The sequence below is a fragment of the Aureimonas sp. SA4125 genome, assembly GCF_019973775.1.
Taxonomy (GTDB): Bacteria; Pseudomonadota; Alphaproteobacteria; order Rhizobiales; family Rhizobiaceae; genus Plantimonas.
On record NZ_AP025032.1, the window covers coordinates 318,512 to 333,296 of the forward strand.

The following is a 14,785-nucleotide window of genomic DNA, read 5'->3' on the forward strand; positions in this document are numbered from 1 at the left end:
GACGTCCTGCAGCCATTAACAAGTTATTATCCATCGTATCGCATTGTCCTTCTCATAGCGTGATCGTTCGGTGCCATGTTCAATTCCGACGCAACAAGGGTGAGGGCTTTGGAGGCTGCGGGCGCGGAAACGCTACCAGCGGCTGGCGCCGGCGCGCCAGTGACCGAGGACCGTCGCCGGTCGTCTCGGGGACCGGTGATCGATCCGGTCTATGTCGCCAAGGCTGTCTGGAACTCCAAACTTCTGATCGTCGCCACGACGATCATCGGCATCGTCGCGGCAGTGAGCATCGCCGTGTCAACGCCGAAGCAATACACGGCGACGACGCAGATCCTGATGGACCCGCGCGATCTCAAGGTCGTCGCCAACGAGATCACGCCCAACGGCCTGCCGTCGGAGGGCACGCTGGCCCTGATCGAGAGCCAGACCTCGGTGATCATGTCGAGCAATGTCCTGTCGCGGGTCATCGCCATGGCGGGTCTCGAATCCGATCCGGAGTTCAACGGTGAATCGACGGACGGGCTGGCAGCCCTGCTGCCAGCCGGTCTGGCCCGTGTCTTCGGCGGTTCGAATGCCGCACAGGGTGGTCCCGAATATCAGACGCTCGATCGCCTCCGGCGGGCGCTCACCGTCGGGCGGGAAAGCAAGAGCTTCGTCATCAACCTCTCGGTCGAAACGAAGGATCCCGACAAGTCGGCCCGGCTCGCCAACATCATCTCGGACGTCTTCATCGCCGAGCAGGGCCGGGTGCAGTCCGACACGGCCCGCCGCGCCACCGACGCCCTGTCGTCTCGCCTTGCGGAGCTGCGCCAGAGCGTCGTGACGGCCGAGGGTGCCGTCGAGGACTACAAGAGCCGGAACGCCCTGATCGGCGTCGGCGGCAGGCTCGTCGACGACGAATACATCACCCGGATCAACGATCAGCTTGCGCGGGCCAGAGGCGATATCACCGCGCTCAGGGTCAAGGCCGATTCGATGCGGACGGCCAGCGTCGAGGACGTGGTGCGCGGCACGCTGCCGGAGGAGCTGGCTTCCGAGGCCCTGGTGCGCCTGCGCCAGACCTATGCCGATCTCGCGCAGCAGGAGGCAGTACTCGGGACCAAGCTTGGACCGCGCCATCCCCAGCGCATTGCGAGCGAAGGGGCGCTTGTCGCCTCCCGCCAGGCCATCGCCGGGGAACTGAAACGCATCGTCGCAGCTGCACAGACCGAACTGGCCCGCGCCGAAGCAACGGAACGCGACCTCACCCAGCAGATCGACGAGTTGAAGGACAAGCAGGTCACGACCAGCGGCGCCTTCGTCAAGCTGCGCGAACTGGAGCGCGAGGTCGACGCCTCCCGGGCGGTCTACGAGGCCTTCCTCCTCCGGGCGCGCGAGACCAGCGAGCAGGAAAGCCTGAACACGGCCAATGTCCGCGTGATCTCCGAAGCGACGCCGCCGCTCCTGCCCAGCAGCATGTCGCGCAAGACTGTGGTGCTCGCCGGCGGCATGCTGGGCTTCATCGCGGGAGTCGGCATCGCCGGGGCGCTGGCCATGCAGCGTCTCCTGCGTGCCGTCTTTGCCGATCGGCGGCGCAAGCGCACGGCACGATGGGGAGACGACAGCCCCCGGACACCCCCGGGCCCGACGGGAAGGGGCCCGGCATCGGACTTCGCACCCGGCGGCTCAGCCACGACGGGTGCATCGGCGGCAATCCCCGTCGTCTCCGCCATGCCCACGTTCCCCGACGAGGCGCTTCCGCCACCAGCTGCCGCCTCATCGGCATCGCAGGCCGCCGTCCCCCTCGCCGACGACCGCCCCGGGATGCCGGACGCGCGGAGCGAGAGCCCCGCTGTGAGCGCCGGGTATGACGCCGAGCCGATCCTGCCTCCCGGCGGCGCGGGAGAGGGCGGATCTTTCGACGATCCGCGCCGCGTCCCCATGACAGGATGGACGGACGGTGCCGACACTGCTGCGGAAAACGCAGCACGTTCCCCGGGACTGTCGGTTCCCGTGACAGAGGGTACGGCAACCCGCATCGGGGACCATGGGATGGGCATGGGGTTGACGCTTGCCGAGGTCGGCCGGGCCGCTTCCCCGGAAGTCCGCCACCGGGTCTCGCTGCGCGAAAGGGTTCGCGCCATCGCCGAATCGGATGCCTGCCAGCAGGAGCACCGGGACGCAGCCGTCCCGGCCCTGGATCCGGCGGTGGCAACGCTGCGCGACGACATACAGACCGTCAAGCAGGCGATTGCGGACATAAGGCGCCGTCGCGGTCTTTCGAGCGAGAAGTGATTTCTCGGACCCTTCCCTACGGACGAGGCGGTTCACTCTCGACCCCGTCAGACAGCTGACCCTGTCAGACAGCGCCCTCGGCCAGCTAAGAATGGCCCGCCGCGGCGTCATGCGCCTCTGAAAGTTCTCGGAGCCCCATCGAACCGGCCGCTGCGGCGCAAGAGGGTTCAGTCGGCAAGCACCCGTTGCGAGGGGAAGGCGATCTCGACCAACGTTCCTTCGCCGGGAGCCGAACTGATCGCAAAATTCGCCCGGTTGGCCTCGACCATGGCCTTGGTCAGCGGCAGGCCGAGCCCCGTTCCCTCTCCGCGTGTGGCGCCGGGCGGGTGTACCTGCTGGAAGGGCGTCAAGGCGATTTCGATCTCGTGCTCGGACATGCCGATACCCGAATCGCGGAATCGCAGCAGCACCTCGCCATCGGCGGTATAGGTCGTCGAGGCGATGATCTGGCCGCCCGCCGGGGTGAAGCGGATGGCGTTGGCGATGAGGTTCAGCGCGATCTGCCGCATCGTCCGGCGGTCGGCGACGACCGGCGGCACCGAGGAAGGCAGGTTCGAGCGGACGATCACGCGTTCGCGGTTTGCCTGCGGCTGCATCAGCGACACGACTTCTGAAATCACCTCGTTCAGCGACACCGCCTCGAAGGCGAGATCGAGCCTGCCCGCCTCGATCTTCGAGATGTCGAGGAGGTCGTTGACGAGGTCGAGCACGTGATGGCCCGAGCGCTTGATGTCGCCGAGATATTCTATGTAGCGCTCGTTGCCGATCGGCCCGAAGCACTCGGACGCCATGACGTCGGCAAAGCCGATGATGGCGTTCAGCGGCGTGCGCAATTCATGGCTGATATTGGCGAGGAACCGGCTCTTGTGAAGGCTCGCCGCCTCCGCCTGGCGGCGGGCGTTGACGAGGTCTTCCTCGATGCGTTTCCAGTGCGCGATGTCGCGAATGACGACGCACCAGCCGCGCTCGCCCGAGAGCCGGCCGATGGTGATGAAGAGCGGAATAGAGCCACCCTGGGCGACGCGCCCGACCACCTCGCGACCGTCGTTCAAGATGCCGGCGAGGCCGTCTTCCCGCAGCATGTCGAGATAGTCGAGCGTCGCCTTCTGGCTTTCCGGCGCAAACAGGCTGGAGAGATGCTGGCCCACGGAAACGTCCTCGCCGATGCCGAAGAGCGCATGCGCCGAGCCGTTCATCGCGCGGATGGTGCCGGCGGGATCGAGCAGCACGATCCCGTCCGTGGCGGTGTCGAGCACGGCCTGCAGCTCCTCGACCTGCTGTCGCAAGTCCGCGTCGGCGGGAGGCGAGGGGCGCTCGGGCGCCGTCACGGCGGCGATCTCGCGCGGCGATGGTGAAAACGACATCAACAGGCAGGAGCGGCCGCCAAACGTGACGCGCTGCATGTGGACGCGCACGTCCGAGATCTGGCCATTCGAGCGGCGGATGGCGAGTTCGCCTTGCCTGTTCGCTTCCGCAGGCTCGGCAAACAGCGCGTCGAGGCCGCCCGCCGCCTCCAGGATGCCGAGCGCCGCGTAGCCGGTGAGATCCTCGAACTCCCGGTTGGCATAGATGAGCGTCTCGTTCATCTGGACCAGCACGGGAAGCGGCAGGGTGGCGAAAATGGCCTCGAGCTCGGCCGCCACCGCCTGCGCAGTCGACTCGGAGCCGTCGCCTGCATCGTCGGTCGCTTCCGTCAGCTCATCCCGGACGTCGGCTGTGCCGGAAGGCGCATCTGCTTCAGTCACCACCCCGCCTGCATTTTCGGCAAGCTGAAAAGACGAAGATCCTCGCCCGTCCTCTGCGTCTGTTGGGACGTCGGTCTTTCCCGACCGATGGGAGAGGGCGTCCCTGTCGGGCGCTGCGGCATCCCCGGCATGGAGGGACTCGATCTCTGTTTCCGGCTCTCCGACAACCGACTCGTCTGGCTCGGCCGACGGGCTGACGGGTGCCGACTGGAGCGGCGTCTTCGCTTCGTCGCCGACGACGTCGAGCTCGGCCGGTGCCGGCAGGACATCGAGCGTGGTGGTCTCCGGCGGCGACGGCCTCGGGCGTTCGCGGCCAAGCGTCATGCCGATGGCGCGGAAGGCTGCCTCCTCGGCCAGGGACAGGCTGCCGTCGCGCGGGCGGCGCCTCTCTTCCAGTCGGATGACCTTCGGCGCGCCATCCTGCCGGCCATCGTCTGGCTGCGCGTCGCCGGTTTCGACAGGCGCGGGCGGTTCGACCCGCCGGCCGAAAGCTGCCGGCGAGGGCGCCTCGAAGGTCGTGAGGACGGGGCGGTCCTGCTGCCCTGAAGCTTCCTCGGCATCGCCGACGAGAATGGCGGGCTCATCGGGAATGGGCGGCGCGAAAGCGCTGACATCCGCAAGGATGAGGCCGATGCCGTCCGGGTCGGGAACCGATTCGTTCATGCGCACGATGCCGAAGCCGCGGAACCCGTCAAAACTGCGGTCGCGGGCGTAGACCGGTAGCGCCGCGAGGTCGACCGGGACCTTGCGATCGCTGGCCTCGACCGGCCAGAGGATGCTGCGGCCGGACCAGGTGTCGCGCCTCTCCAGCAGGCGCGAGATCTCGCCTGACAGGTCGAAGCCGAAAACGTCGGCGACCTCGCGAAAGCTGCGGCCGGCGACGTCCGCCGCGCGTGGCCCGACGGCCGCGGAAAATTCCGGGGTCAGGGAGCGGAACTTGCCGTCGCGATCGATCTGCCAGACGAAGCGGACCGGGGCGCCCGAAAAGCTCGGGGCAAAGCCCCGGCCGCCGAGGACGGGCTCGGCTGCTGCAGCGGGCAGGGCGTCGACGAGCGCAGCGTCGTCGTCTGCCGGATCGGACATGGTCAGATCTTCGTCGGCCACGCTCGACTCTTCACCCTCGCCCGAGACCGGATCGCCAGCCTCGCCAAACGGGCCGACGGTCGCCATTTCGACAGGACCGGGAGGCACGTCGTCCGGCGCATCGACCGCAAGGCTTTCGGGTTCATCCCTTTCGTCAGCCGTCGGGTACAGGTCCTCCTCGGCTGGCGCCTCGGCATCCTCGGTGGTGACCGCGTCGAGATCGCCGGCCCTTTCCGGCGCAATGTCCGGCACGACGACGGGCGCCTCACTCTCGACGGGTTGCGCGGTCTCGTCGCCGCCCCCGGCCCGGTCGTCGTTGGGACTGGCATCGTTGCCCGTGCCGATCTCTGCCGGCATCGGCTCGGAGGCACCCGGTTCCCGCGAGGGCGACGGCGTCTCGCTGTCCCCGGACGCTGACGGCTGCACGGCGACCGGCGCTCCCCAGAGAGACCTCAGGGGGCCTGCGCGGCGAATCGGATCTGCGCGCGCCTCGGGCAGGTCGGCGGCAAAGGGACGCGGCTGTTCAGGCGCGCCCTCGTCCGGCATTTCCGGCTCGATCGGGGTGGTTGCGTCGATGGTCGTGCCTCCCTCTGCCACATCGGCAGAAAGCGTCGCGTCACCCTCGGGTTCAGGCTTTCCCTCTTTCACCGGCAGGGTAGCAACGGGACTGCCCCAGGCCGAACGTCGCCGTGACGGGACGAGCGGCGTGGCTGCCGGCGCGAAACCGGGAGCGACCGCAGGGGGCGCGGCATCCTGTGTCTCGGCATCGCGCAACTCTGCCGGCGCTGCCGACTTCATCGCCTCCGGATCAATAGAGGGCGCGGTTTCCCGAGCCTCCTCGACCGAGGCTTCGGCGCTGGAAGAGGCCGGGTCCAAGGGGATCGTCGGGCCTTGAGCCTTGCTACCCTCTGGCGGCGACGGCGCATCCGCCGGACGCCAGGCGGGAGCAAGCCCGTCGGGCATGCCGCGGCTGTGCCAGCGCCGAACGATCGCACTCATGCTGGTGGCTGCCGGCGTTTCGGCGGACCCAGCCGCGATTTCGGCGGAGGCCGAACCGCCTGTCACGCCTTCCGAAACCGGGACCTCGCTCGCAGGAGCAGCCGCGGCGACCGGGGAGGCGTCCTCCGCCGCAGGGGCCTCGTGATCCGTCGCAGACGCCCACGACGACGTCGGCGGAAGCCGCTGCACGAGGACCAGACCTTCCGCCACCCTGGCCAAAGCGAGGCGGCCTTCGCTGCGGCTTTGCTGCGGCACGCCCGAAGCAATCAGGGCGGCGATCTCGGCGGCAAGGTCGGCGTCGCCTTCGGGCGCCGCGACGCCAGCCACCAGCGCACCGTCGCTGCCGTGGATGGCGGCGTGTTTGAGGCCGCTTTCGGCCAGCAGCCTTTCCGCCAGGGCTGCCACCGGCTGCGCCACCTTGCGCGGGGCCGCTGCCGCGAGGACGACGATCGTCATTCCCTCGGCGGTCTCGATGCGCTTCAGGTCGGCGACCAGGGGTTGGGCGGCAAGCCCCGTGGCCGGGCGCAGCAGCAATCGTGCCTCGCCGCGCGTTTCGATCAGCCGTGCCGTCGCCTTGATCTGTCGGCTCAGCCCGGATTTCGGTTCCAGAGGAGAGCCATCGCCGGAAAGGCCCAGCAGCGCGTGTCCCGCCTTGTTGGACCAGAGGACCTCGTCAAGCGTCACCGGCAACACGACAAGCCCATCGCCGGCCTCGTTGGCGCCGCGAAATTCCCCCAGCGTCATGATGTCGAGCGGTGAGAATCCTCTCGAAATGCTCATAGGGACCGATCCGATACAGAGGGACCAACCCTTTCCCGGGGTGGCGAGTGCTTAACGTCTCCTTAATAAGGCTCCGCGTCGGACATATCCAGAACCTTCGGCCCCGCTGCGGGGGCGGCTCGGAAAAGGGTTAACGGGAACGGCAAGGTCACTCGCTCCGCGGGTGATTATGTTGCATTGCACAATGGAATTTGCTATGGGATTGAGCAGGCGAACTGAGCGGTCGAGCGCCACGCGATAGACGACGGAGAAGTAACAAAAGACCGCAGGGAGATACGAAATGTCCAACACGAACACGAACAAGACGACTGAATCGATCAAGGCCGCCGCGGCCGAAGCCAAGAGCGGCGCCGAGGACATGATGGCCGGCGGGCAGAAAGCGACCCAGGACATGATGAACAGTGCGCAGAAGGCGACCCAGGACATGATGACCAGCGCGCAGTCGATGATGGGCATGGACCCCAGCAAGGTCACCGAGACTTTCCGCGCCCTGACGCAGAAGTCGATGGAGCAGTCGAAGGAAGCCTATTCCAGGATGAAGACGGCCGCCGACGAGGCGACCCGCGCGCTCGAGACGACGATGGAGCACGCCCATCAGGGTTCGCTGCAGCTGTCGAAGAAGGCGATCGACGCCATGCGCGGCAACGCCGAGTCTGCCTTCTCGCATCTGGAGAAGCTGATGGGCGCGAAATCCTTCGCCGAGGTCATCGAGATGCAGACCGGCTATGTCCGCAAGCAGATCGAGACCGCGACGGACCAGTCCAAGGACATGCAGGCGCTGTCGCAGTCGGTCGCGCAGGACATGATGAAGCCCGGCCGCGACGCCTTCCAGAAGGCCACCGACGCCGCCAAGCTCTGATCCCGGCGCATCCGCGCCGCTCGAAACGCCCATGAACAGCCCGAGCCGCGCCGGAAGGTCCGGCTCGGGCCTTTCGGCGGTTGGGCCGCCGGGTCCGGTTCGTTGGGTCCCGCCCTTCCGGCGGGCCGGTCCAGGAAGGCCTGGCCGCCGGAGCGCGCCTCAAATCGTCTCCCCCGCGCTTTATCCTTGCGCGGGAGGCCGAAAGAATTTATCTCCTCGCCTGGGCGCTCGCTGCGCCCCGCATGCGGTTGTAGCTCAGTTGGTTAGAGCGTTGGATTGTGGCTCCAGAGGTCGGCGGTTCGAACCCGCCCAACCGTACCATTAACTCACCAATAGTTTAGCGATGTGGTCCTTCGTCTCAGACGGCTTGACGCCGGACCGGGATGTGCACGCCGGCCGCGTTTACTCCTCCGCTAACGACGTCGGCATAGGCAAGCCGGATCGCTCCCCATGCCTATGTAGGGGGCAGCTGCCACAAGGCAGCGATGCCATCGCAAGTCGTCCTGGGTGAACCCTGCATCGCGCCTTCTCCATGCATCCAAACTCCCCAGCATACGTTGACCCGGCGAGACGGACCGTCGTTTTGACGGCCGCCATGTCGGCCGGGCCTTTTTTGAGGCTCGGCCCAATTCGGAGAAGAATGATGCAGATTCCCAAGGGAGCCACCGTTGCCGTCCTCGACGGCCAGAAGCTCAGCCTGTTCCACAACACCGGCGACGAGGCCAATCCGTCGCTGCAGGCGTCGCCGGTGCCGGCGATCAATACCGACAACAAGAGCGGTGGCGTCGGTCATCCCAGCAGTTCGGCCAATCCGGCCGACAGCCAGCAGGACGAAGACGGCTTTGCCGCCGGCATCGCCGATCTCCTGAACAAGCGTGCCATCGAAGGCAAGATGAAGGATCTCATCGTCGTCGCCGCGCCGCGCGCGCTGGGCGAACTTCGCAAGCACTATCACCAGAAGCTCAAGGACGTGCTTATCGGCGAATTGTCCAAGGATCTGACCGGGCATTCGAGCGACGACATCCAGAAGGCGATCGCCGCCGCCTGACGCGTCGAATTCGGAAAGACCGGGCGACCCGATCGGTACGGTCGGTCGCCCGTTTGCCCTCGGTGGTCGACAGCGCAAGAACGGCCGGCACGCCGGCACGTGATGCTGCGCCCGGGTCGCGCACTCCCTTGATGGTCCGGCGCGGCCAGGAAAGCCCCTTGCAGGGATGAGCTTCCGGGCCGTGGCTATCCGCGTCGGATGTGGCGAAGTTCCGGGTCGCGCCTGTGCCACCGCTCCCCCAATCCTAGAACAGTTTTCCCTGACCCTCTGCGACCGCCCGCACCCGAGCCGCCCGCCTCGGTTTCGGTGCCGCCGCAAAATCTCCCGGCGCCCCGTCCACGGCGAGCGCGGCGCGTCGCTCGTCGCCGAAGAACTCGACGGCGAAGGCCATGCCGGGCTGCAGGCCCTCCGCCCGCGTGATCGGCACGTCGTCGGCGCCGCGGATGATGGCATAGCCGCGCTGCAGGATCTTGCGCGGGTCGAGGCTGGCGGCGACGCGGGTCGCGGCGGACAGCGCCTGGCGGCGGCGGTCCTGGCGGGTGGCGAACGCCTGCTCGAAGCGTGCGGCAAGCCCGTCGAGCCGATGGCGGGCGTTCTGGCTGCGCGCCGCGATGACGTGCGGTCGCAGATCCGACTGCAGCCGCTCGAAGCGCTGGCGGCGGCGGGAGACGAGGCCCTCGAAAGCGTGCGCGGCCTGGCTGTCGGCATGGCGGAGATCGGCGCGCTTTTCGCGCAGCAGCGCGTCGAGGCTGCCGGGCGACAGGCGCGAGCCGACATCGCCATAGGCGCGGCGCTTTTCGCCGACGGCCATGGCGAGGCATCGGCGTATCGCCGTCGCCGCCTCGTCGAGCCGGCGACGCGGGAGGGCCAAGAGCATGTCGGGTGTCGGCAGCGCGCGCGCTGCGGCGAAGACGTGGCGGCGGTTCTCCGCCAGCCGGCGCGACACGGCGTTGCCGTGGCGGGCGTGGAGGGCGGCAAGCGTCGCCAGGAGATCGGCGCGCACCGGCACCGCCATTTCCGCCGCTCCCGTCGGGGTGGGTGCCCTGATGTCGGCGACGTGGTCGAGCAGTGACCAGTCGGTCTCGTGGCCGACCGCCGAGATCAGCGGGATGTCGGAGGCCGCCGCGGCCCGCACCACGGCTTCGTCGTTGAAGCCCCAGAGATCTTCGAGACTGCCGCCGCCGCGCGCGACGATGATCACGTCCGGCCGCGGCATGCCGTTCGAACCGTCGAGCGCGTTGAAGCCGGCAATGCCCGCCGCGACTTCCGCCGCCGAGGTCTCGCCCTGCACCCGCACCGGCCAGACCAGGAGATGCACGGGAAAGCGGTCGGCGATGCGGTGGTGGATGTCGCGGATGACGGCGCCGGTCGGCGACGTCACCACGCCGATGACGCGGGGCATGTAGGGCAGGAGCTGCTTGCGCTCGGGCGCGAAGAGCCCTTCGGCCTCCAGCCTCAGGCGTCGCTCGTTGAGGAGCGCCATCAGCGCGCCCGCGCCCGCCGGCTCGATCTGCTCGATGACGATCTGATATTTCGAAGAGCCGGGAAAGGTCGTCAGCTTGCCGGTGGCGATGACCTCCAGCCCCTCCTCGGGCTTGAAGGCGAGCTTGGCAAAGGCGGTGCGCCAGATCACCGCTTCGAGGCGAGCGCGGTCGTCCTTCAGGCTGAAATAGGCGTGGCCGGAAGAGTGCGGCCCGCGATAGCCCGATATCTCGCCGCGAACCCGGACATGGTCGAACGCCTCCTCGACCGTGCGCTTCAGCGCGCCGGAGAGTTCCGAGACCGAATATTCGGCAAGATTGGAGGCGGGTTCGGCGATGCTCATAGGGTCCACTCTGACGATCCGCGCAGCGCCGGGTCAAGCGACCCGGCGGGACGGGAGGGGGCGTTGCGACCTACCAGCCCGCGGCGACCATGCCCGGCATGGTTTTCGGCGCCCGCAGCGCGCGACCTTCCTGGAGGCGGTTCAGCGCCGGTTCGACGACCGTCGGCGTCAGGTTCTGCAGGCTGTCGCGGATATGGGCGATGAGCGCGTTGACCACGGGGCGGTCGGAGTTCTTCGCCCGCATGATGCTGATCTCGGCGTCGTCCAGCTGCGGAAAGCCGTCGGCCTCGCCCAGCACCCGCATGCCCGAGCGCAGCGCGCATTCCGGCAGAACGCTGACCGCGAGCCCCGCCAGCACGGCTGACGAAACGATGGTCGCCGACCAGGAGGTGAAGAGGATGCGGTGCGGCCGGCCGACCGCGTTCAGCCCATCGATGCAGAGCTTGCGCCAGTGGCAGTCGTTGCGGCCGATGGCCAGCGGCAGGACCGGCTCGAGATGCACCGAATGCGAGGCCGATGTGACGAAATGCAGGGGCTCGCGCCGGATGATCTCGGACGCCATCGTGCGCGATGGACAGACGAGGGCGACATCGAGCTGGCCCTTCTCGACATGGTCGACAAGGCTCGTCGTCGTCTCGCAGGCGATCTGCAGCTCGACGCGCGGATTGGAGCGCGAGAAGCGCGCCATGATCTCGGGCAGCAGACGCTCGGCATAGTCGTCCGGCAGGCCGATGCGCACGAAGCCCTCGATCGTATCCTCGTCGAAGGCCGACAGCGTTTCCTGGCTCAGCGCCAGCATCTGGCGGGCATAGGTCAGGAGCCGCGCGCCTTCGTCGCTGAGCTTCGTCGCCCGGCCTGCCCTCTCGAACAGAGAGACGCCAAGCCGCTCCTCCAGCCTTCGCATCTGCATCGAGACGGCCGACTGGGTCTTGAACACCTCGTCGGCCGCGCGCGTGAAACTGCCGGAATCGACGATCGCGACGAATGTCCGCAACTGGTCCAGGTCGAGGGGGGAGGCCATGGGTTATCCATCATTCAGACTGATGCATGATATAACCAACATTCGTTGGCCTGATCAATCTGCCGCGATTATATTTCTGTTGTCAGACAAAGACGGCCTCTGTTTCCGCCGCCGGCAATGACTGCCGGAAGCGACGATGGCGGAGCTTTGTCCGATGCCCGACACCGGCTCAGATCTTGGAGATATAGCCATGACGCTCTTTCCGCGCACCCTGTTGGAGGGTCGGCGCGCCCGGATACCCTCGCCCGCCACCCTGTTTGCCGGAGCAGCCGCCATGTTCCGCAGCTTTCGCAATCGCCGCTCCGCGCGCAGGCTCGCCGACATGCCGGACTACCTCCTGAACGACATCGGCCTCCGGCGCGACGACGTGCACGAGGCGCTGAACCGCGGCTGGCGGGAAGACCCGACCTTCCAGCTCGCCATCAAGGCATCGAGGCGCCGTCGCGGCCTATGAGAGCGCCTGTCTCTCCCTCCCGAAACTGAACGGCCCGCCATGTGCGGGCCGTTCTCGTTGGACGCTCTGGAAAAGATGCGGTGTGTCGGGCCGCGAGGGTTGCCGATGACCCATGCCAGCGCTCGGCGCCGACGGTCATCTGGACGTCAGAACGACGTTCCCTCACCCTCGTCGCTCACTTTGTCGGTGCGCATCGCCAGGACCTTGTCGATGCGGCGACCATCGAGATCGACGACCTCGAAGCGCCATTCACCCCATTCGAAACTCTCGCCGACGCCCGGTATGTGGCCGAATTCCTCCAGGACGAAGCCCGCCAGCGTCTCGTAATCGCGGTCCTTCGGCAGTCTCAGCCAGTCGATCGCCCGCTCGACGTCGTCGATCGGCATGCCGCCATCGAGAAGCCAGGAGCCGTCGCCGCGCTTCACGACGCTGTATTCGTCGTGCTGCCCCTCCGGCAGCGATCCGGCGATCGCCACCAGAATGTCGGTGGGGGTGACGATGCCTTCGAACGAGCCGTATTCGTCGAGGACGATCGCCATGTGGAGGTTCACCGCGCGGAAGCGGTCGAGCAGCTTCAGGACCGGCATGGTCTCGTTGACGAAGAGCGGATCGCGCACGGCCTTGCCGATGTCGAGGACGCCGCCGTCGCGCTGCTGTTCCAGAAGATCCTTGGCCTGGACGACGCCGATGATGTCCTCGGCGTCGCTGCCCATCACGGGAAAACGCGAATGGCCGGAGGAGTGGATCTCGTCGAGGATATCCGACGGGCTGTCGGAGACGGAGAGCCAGACGGTGTCGGGCCGTGGGACCATGATCGAGCGCACGGACCGGTCGGCGATGCGAAGGACGCCTTCCAGCATTTCGCGCTCCTTCTCCTCGAACACGCCGGTCTGCGTGCCCTCGGCAATCATCGCCTTCACGTCCTCTTCCGTCACCATGCTGGAATCCTCGGCGCTCGCGCCGACAAGGCGCGAGACCGCCATGGTCGACATCCTGAGCAGCCAGACGATCGGGGCGCCGACAGTGGCAAGGCCCTGCATGATCGGGGCGACGGCCACCGCGATCGATTCGGCCCGCGTCAGGGCGAAGCGCTTGGGAACCAGCTCGCCGAAGATGAGCGAGAGATAGGTGATGATGACGACGACGATGACGAAAGCCGTCGTATCGGCCGACGAGCCGAGCGAGGGCTCGAGCAGCACCGCCAGGGGCTCGGCGAAGACGGAGCCGCCATAGGCGCCGGCGAAGATGCCGACGAGCGTGATGCCTACCTGGACGGTCGAGAGAAAGCCGGTCGGATCCTCGACGAGGCGCAAGGCACGCGCGGCGCTGCGGCTGCCGTCGTCGGCCAGCTGCTGCAGGCGCGAGCGCTTGGCCGAGACCATGGCCAGCTCCGACATCGCGAAGAACCCGTTCAGAAGAATCAGGAAGAGGATGATCAACGCGTTGATCAGAAGCATTTCACCACCGGTCGCATGCCGTTCCCGGCCTTCCACGTCGTTCGAGATAGGACTCCGCCGCGATAAGCCAACCGCTGGAGGTCATCTTGCCCAGAAAGTCCTCCGTTTTCCGGTTTGGCCGAAGCCTTGCCAGTCCCGGTGCCACCCTGGCCAGGAGAAGAGGGGGTCGTTTCGTCAGCCCGCTTCGGTCGCGTCTTTGTAGCGCTCGAAGAGGCTCGCCATCTCTCTGGCATATTCCTCCTGGAATTTCTGCCCCGAGGCCAAGAGATCGTCGACCAAGTTGTCCGGAGGCACCGCGTCGTCAGGACGGGACGCATGCGAAGCGCTCTTCGCCTGCTCTGGCCGAGGCGCTGCGGGAGCCGCTTCCGGCGCTCGCGGTGGAGGGGCATCGTGGACGCCCTGCATGCCTTTCGACAGGGCGTCGAACATCGCGGCAAAGGGCAGCATCGGATTGTAGGCCTGCGGCGCAGCGTCGGCGGCGGCCGCGCCGCGCGGCGGTTCGGGCGAGGGGGCCGGCGGCTGCGGCATCCACGGCAGCCCGGTCTTCATCGTCTCGCCGAACGCGGTCGCCATACCCGCCGGCGACCAGGTCTCGGCGGCACTGCGCGCCGCGCTGCGGTCCGAGGGCTGCGTCATCGCTTCGACGGCGTTCGCCCCGCGGCGCATCATCTCCGCCGTGGCGCTGCCATAGTCGCCCGTGGCAAGGCCCTGCGGCTGGCTGCGGGCGATTCCGGCGAGGGTCGAGCGCATCATCGCCTCCATGGTGAGCATCGCCAGGCCCGGCATCATCTGCTGCATGGTCGCCGGCGCGATGCCGGCAAACATCGAGGCCTGCCGGGCGATGGCGCCCGTCAGCGCCTCGGAGCCGAAGATCGCCTGCATGAAGGCTTCGGCCGGCTCTGCCCGGGGCAGCCCCGACGCCGCGCCGGCGGGCGCCATCGCCATGAAGGATTTGCCGAGCTCGCTCCAGCCGGCAGGGCTCTCCATGGCGCGCTGCAGACCGATCGCGAAGGCCGGCTGCATTGCCTCCTGCGCTTTCTGCAACTCGGCCTGGCTCAGGCGAAACTGCGCGGCAAGGGTTTCGGCCAGGAGTTTCGGCTCGCCCATCGTCAGCCAGTCGTCGAAACCTGCCATCGCGCTCTCCCGATCTCCCCGTCCGTTGCAGCGGACAAGAGGGTCCACCGGCCGGCAAGGCCAGCATGACCGGCTTTGCCTCCCCTGCCAAGCGGTGCGCCTTGTC

The 14,785-nt window shown here is 67.6% G+C and carries 9 protein-coding genes and 1 tRNA gene; 5 read left to right on the forward strand and 5 right to left on the reverse strand.

The window, feature by feature from the left end; translation table 11 throughout:
* Positions 1–159 precede the first annotated feature (159 nt).
* Complete coding sequence (locus Sa4125_RS01560) at positions 160–2,274, forward strand: GumC family protein (protein WP_224002983.1); 2,115 nt, start codon at positions 160–162, stop codon at positions 2,272–2,274.
* A 167-nt stretch (positions 2,275–2,441) separates the two neighbouring features.
* Here the strand turns inward: Sa4125_RS01560 and Sa4125_RS01565 are convergent, their stop codons facing one another.
* The gene (locus tag Sa4125_RS01565) at positions 2,442–6,881 is read right to left on the reverse strand and encodes a histidine kinase dimerization/phospho-acceptor domain-containing protein (protein WP_224002985.1); all 4,440 of its coding nucleotides are present in this window, start codon (positions 6,879–6,881) and stop codon (positions 2,442–2,444) included.
* A gap of 280 nt (positions 6,882–7,161) precedes the next feature.
* Here Sa4125_RS01565 and Sa4125_RS01570 point away from each other — a divergent pair, with 280 nt between their 5' ends.
* From Sa4125_RS01570 to Sa4125_RS01580, 3 genes are all read left to right on the forward strand, one after another.
* Entirely contained in the window at positions 7,162–7,740 is a 579-nt protein-coding gene (locus Sa4125_RS01570) for a phasin (protein ID WP_224002986.1), read from the forward strand.
* 244 nt (positions 7,741–7,984) lie between these two features.
* Positions 7,985–8,061: transfer RNA gene (locus Sa4125_RS01575), tRNA-His, on the forward strand.
* 322 nt (positions 8,062–8,383) lie between these two features.
* Positions 8,384–8,788, forward strand: coding sequence for a host attachment protein (locus Sa4125_RS01580; RefSeq protein ID WP_224002993.1), 405 nt, complete (start codon positions 8,384–8,386; stop codon positions 8,786–8,788).
* A 244-nt stretch (positions 8,789–9,032) separates the two neighbouring features.
* Here Sa4125_RS01580 and xseA read toward each other — a convergent pair whose 3' ends face one another.
* On the reverse strand, positions 9,033–10,613 hold the full coding sequence (xseA, locus tag Sa4125_RS01585) for an exodeoxyribonuclease VII large subunit (RefSeq protein WP_224002995.1): 1,581 nt from the start codon (positions 10,611–10,613) through the stop codon (positions 9,033–9,035).
* 70 nt (positions 10,614–10,683) lie between these two features.
* The gene (locus Sa4125_RS01590; protein ID WP_224002997.1) at positions 10,684–11,634 is read right to left on the reverse strand and encodes a LysR substrate-binding domain-containing protein; all 951 of its coding nucleotides are present in this window, start codon (positions 11,632–11,634) and stop codon (positions 10,684–10,686) included.
* Between the two features lie 190 nt (positions 11,635–11,824).
* On the opposite strand from Sa4125_RS01590, the gene Sa4125_RS01595 reads away from it, so the two are divergent.
* Complete coding sequence (locus Sa4125_RS01595; protein WP_224002999.1) at positions 11,825–12,088, forward strand: DUF1127 domain-containing protein; 264 nt, start codon at positions 11,825–11,827, stop codon at positions 12,086–12,088.
* A gap of 146 nt (positions 12,089–12,234) precedes the next feature.
* Here Sa4125_RS01595 and Sa4125_RS01600 read toward each other — a convergent pair whose 3' ends face one another.
* Together Sa4125_RS01600 and Sa4125_RS01605 are read right to left on the reverse strand one after the other, a co-directional pair.
* Complete coding sequence (locus Sa4125_RS01600; RefSeq protein WP_224003001.1) at positions 12,235–13,545, reverse strand: hemolysin family protein; 1,311 nt, start codon at positions 13,543–13,545, stop codon at positions 12,235–12,237.
* Between the two features lie 174 nt (positions 13,546–13,719).
* Positions 13,720–14,679: a hypothetical protein gene (locus Sa4125_RS01605; protein WP_224003003.1), complete on the reverse strand. Its 960-nt coding sequence runs from the start codon at positions 14,677–14,679 to the stop codon at positions 13,720–13,722.
* Positions 14,680–14,785: the final 106 nt, after the last annotated feature.

Bases quoted from the DNA above. Each gene is read 5' to 3' on its own strand.
- Sa4125_RS01565 (WP_224002985.1), bottom strand. From the start codon at position 6,881: ATGAGCATTTCGAGAGGATTCTCACCGCTCGACATCATGACGCTGGGG.
- Sa4125_RS01570 (WP_224002986.1), top strand. From the start codon at position 7,162: ATGTCCAACACGAACACGAACAAGACGACTGAATCGATCAAGGCCGCC.
- Sa4125_RS01580 (WP_224002993.1), top strand. From the start codon at position 8,384: ATGCAGATTCCCAAGGGAGCCACCGTTGCCGTCCTCGACGGCCAGAAG.
- xseA (WP_224002995.1), bottom strand. From the start codon at position 10,613: ATGAGCATCGCCGAACCCGCCTCCAATCTTGCCGAATATTCGGTCTCG.
- Sa4125_RS01590 (WP_224002997.1), bottom strand. From the start codon at position 11,634: ATGGCCTCCCCCCTCGACCTGGACCAGTTGCGGACATTCGTCGCGATC.
- Sa4125_RS01595 (WP_224002999.1), top strand. From the start codon at position 11,825: ATGACGCTCTTTCCGCGCACCCTGTTGGAGGGTCGGCGCGCCCGGATA.
- Sa4125_RS01600 (WP_224003001.1), bottom strand. From the start codon at position 13,545: ATGCTTCTGATCAACGCGTTGATCATCCTCTTCCTGATTCTTCTGAAC.
- Sa4125_RS01605 (WP_224003003.1), bottom strand. From the start codon at position 14,679: ATGGCAGGTTTCGACGACTGGCTGACGATGGGCGAGCCGAAACTCCTG.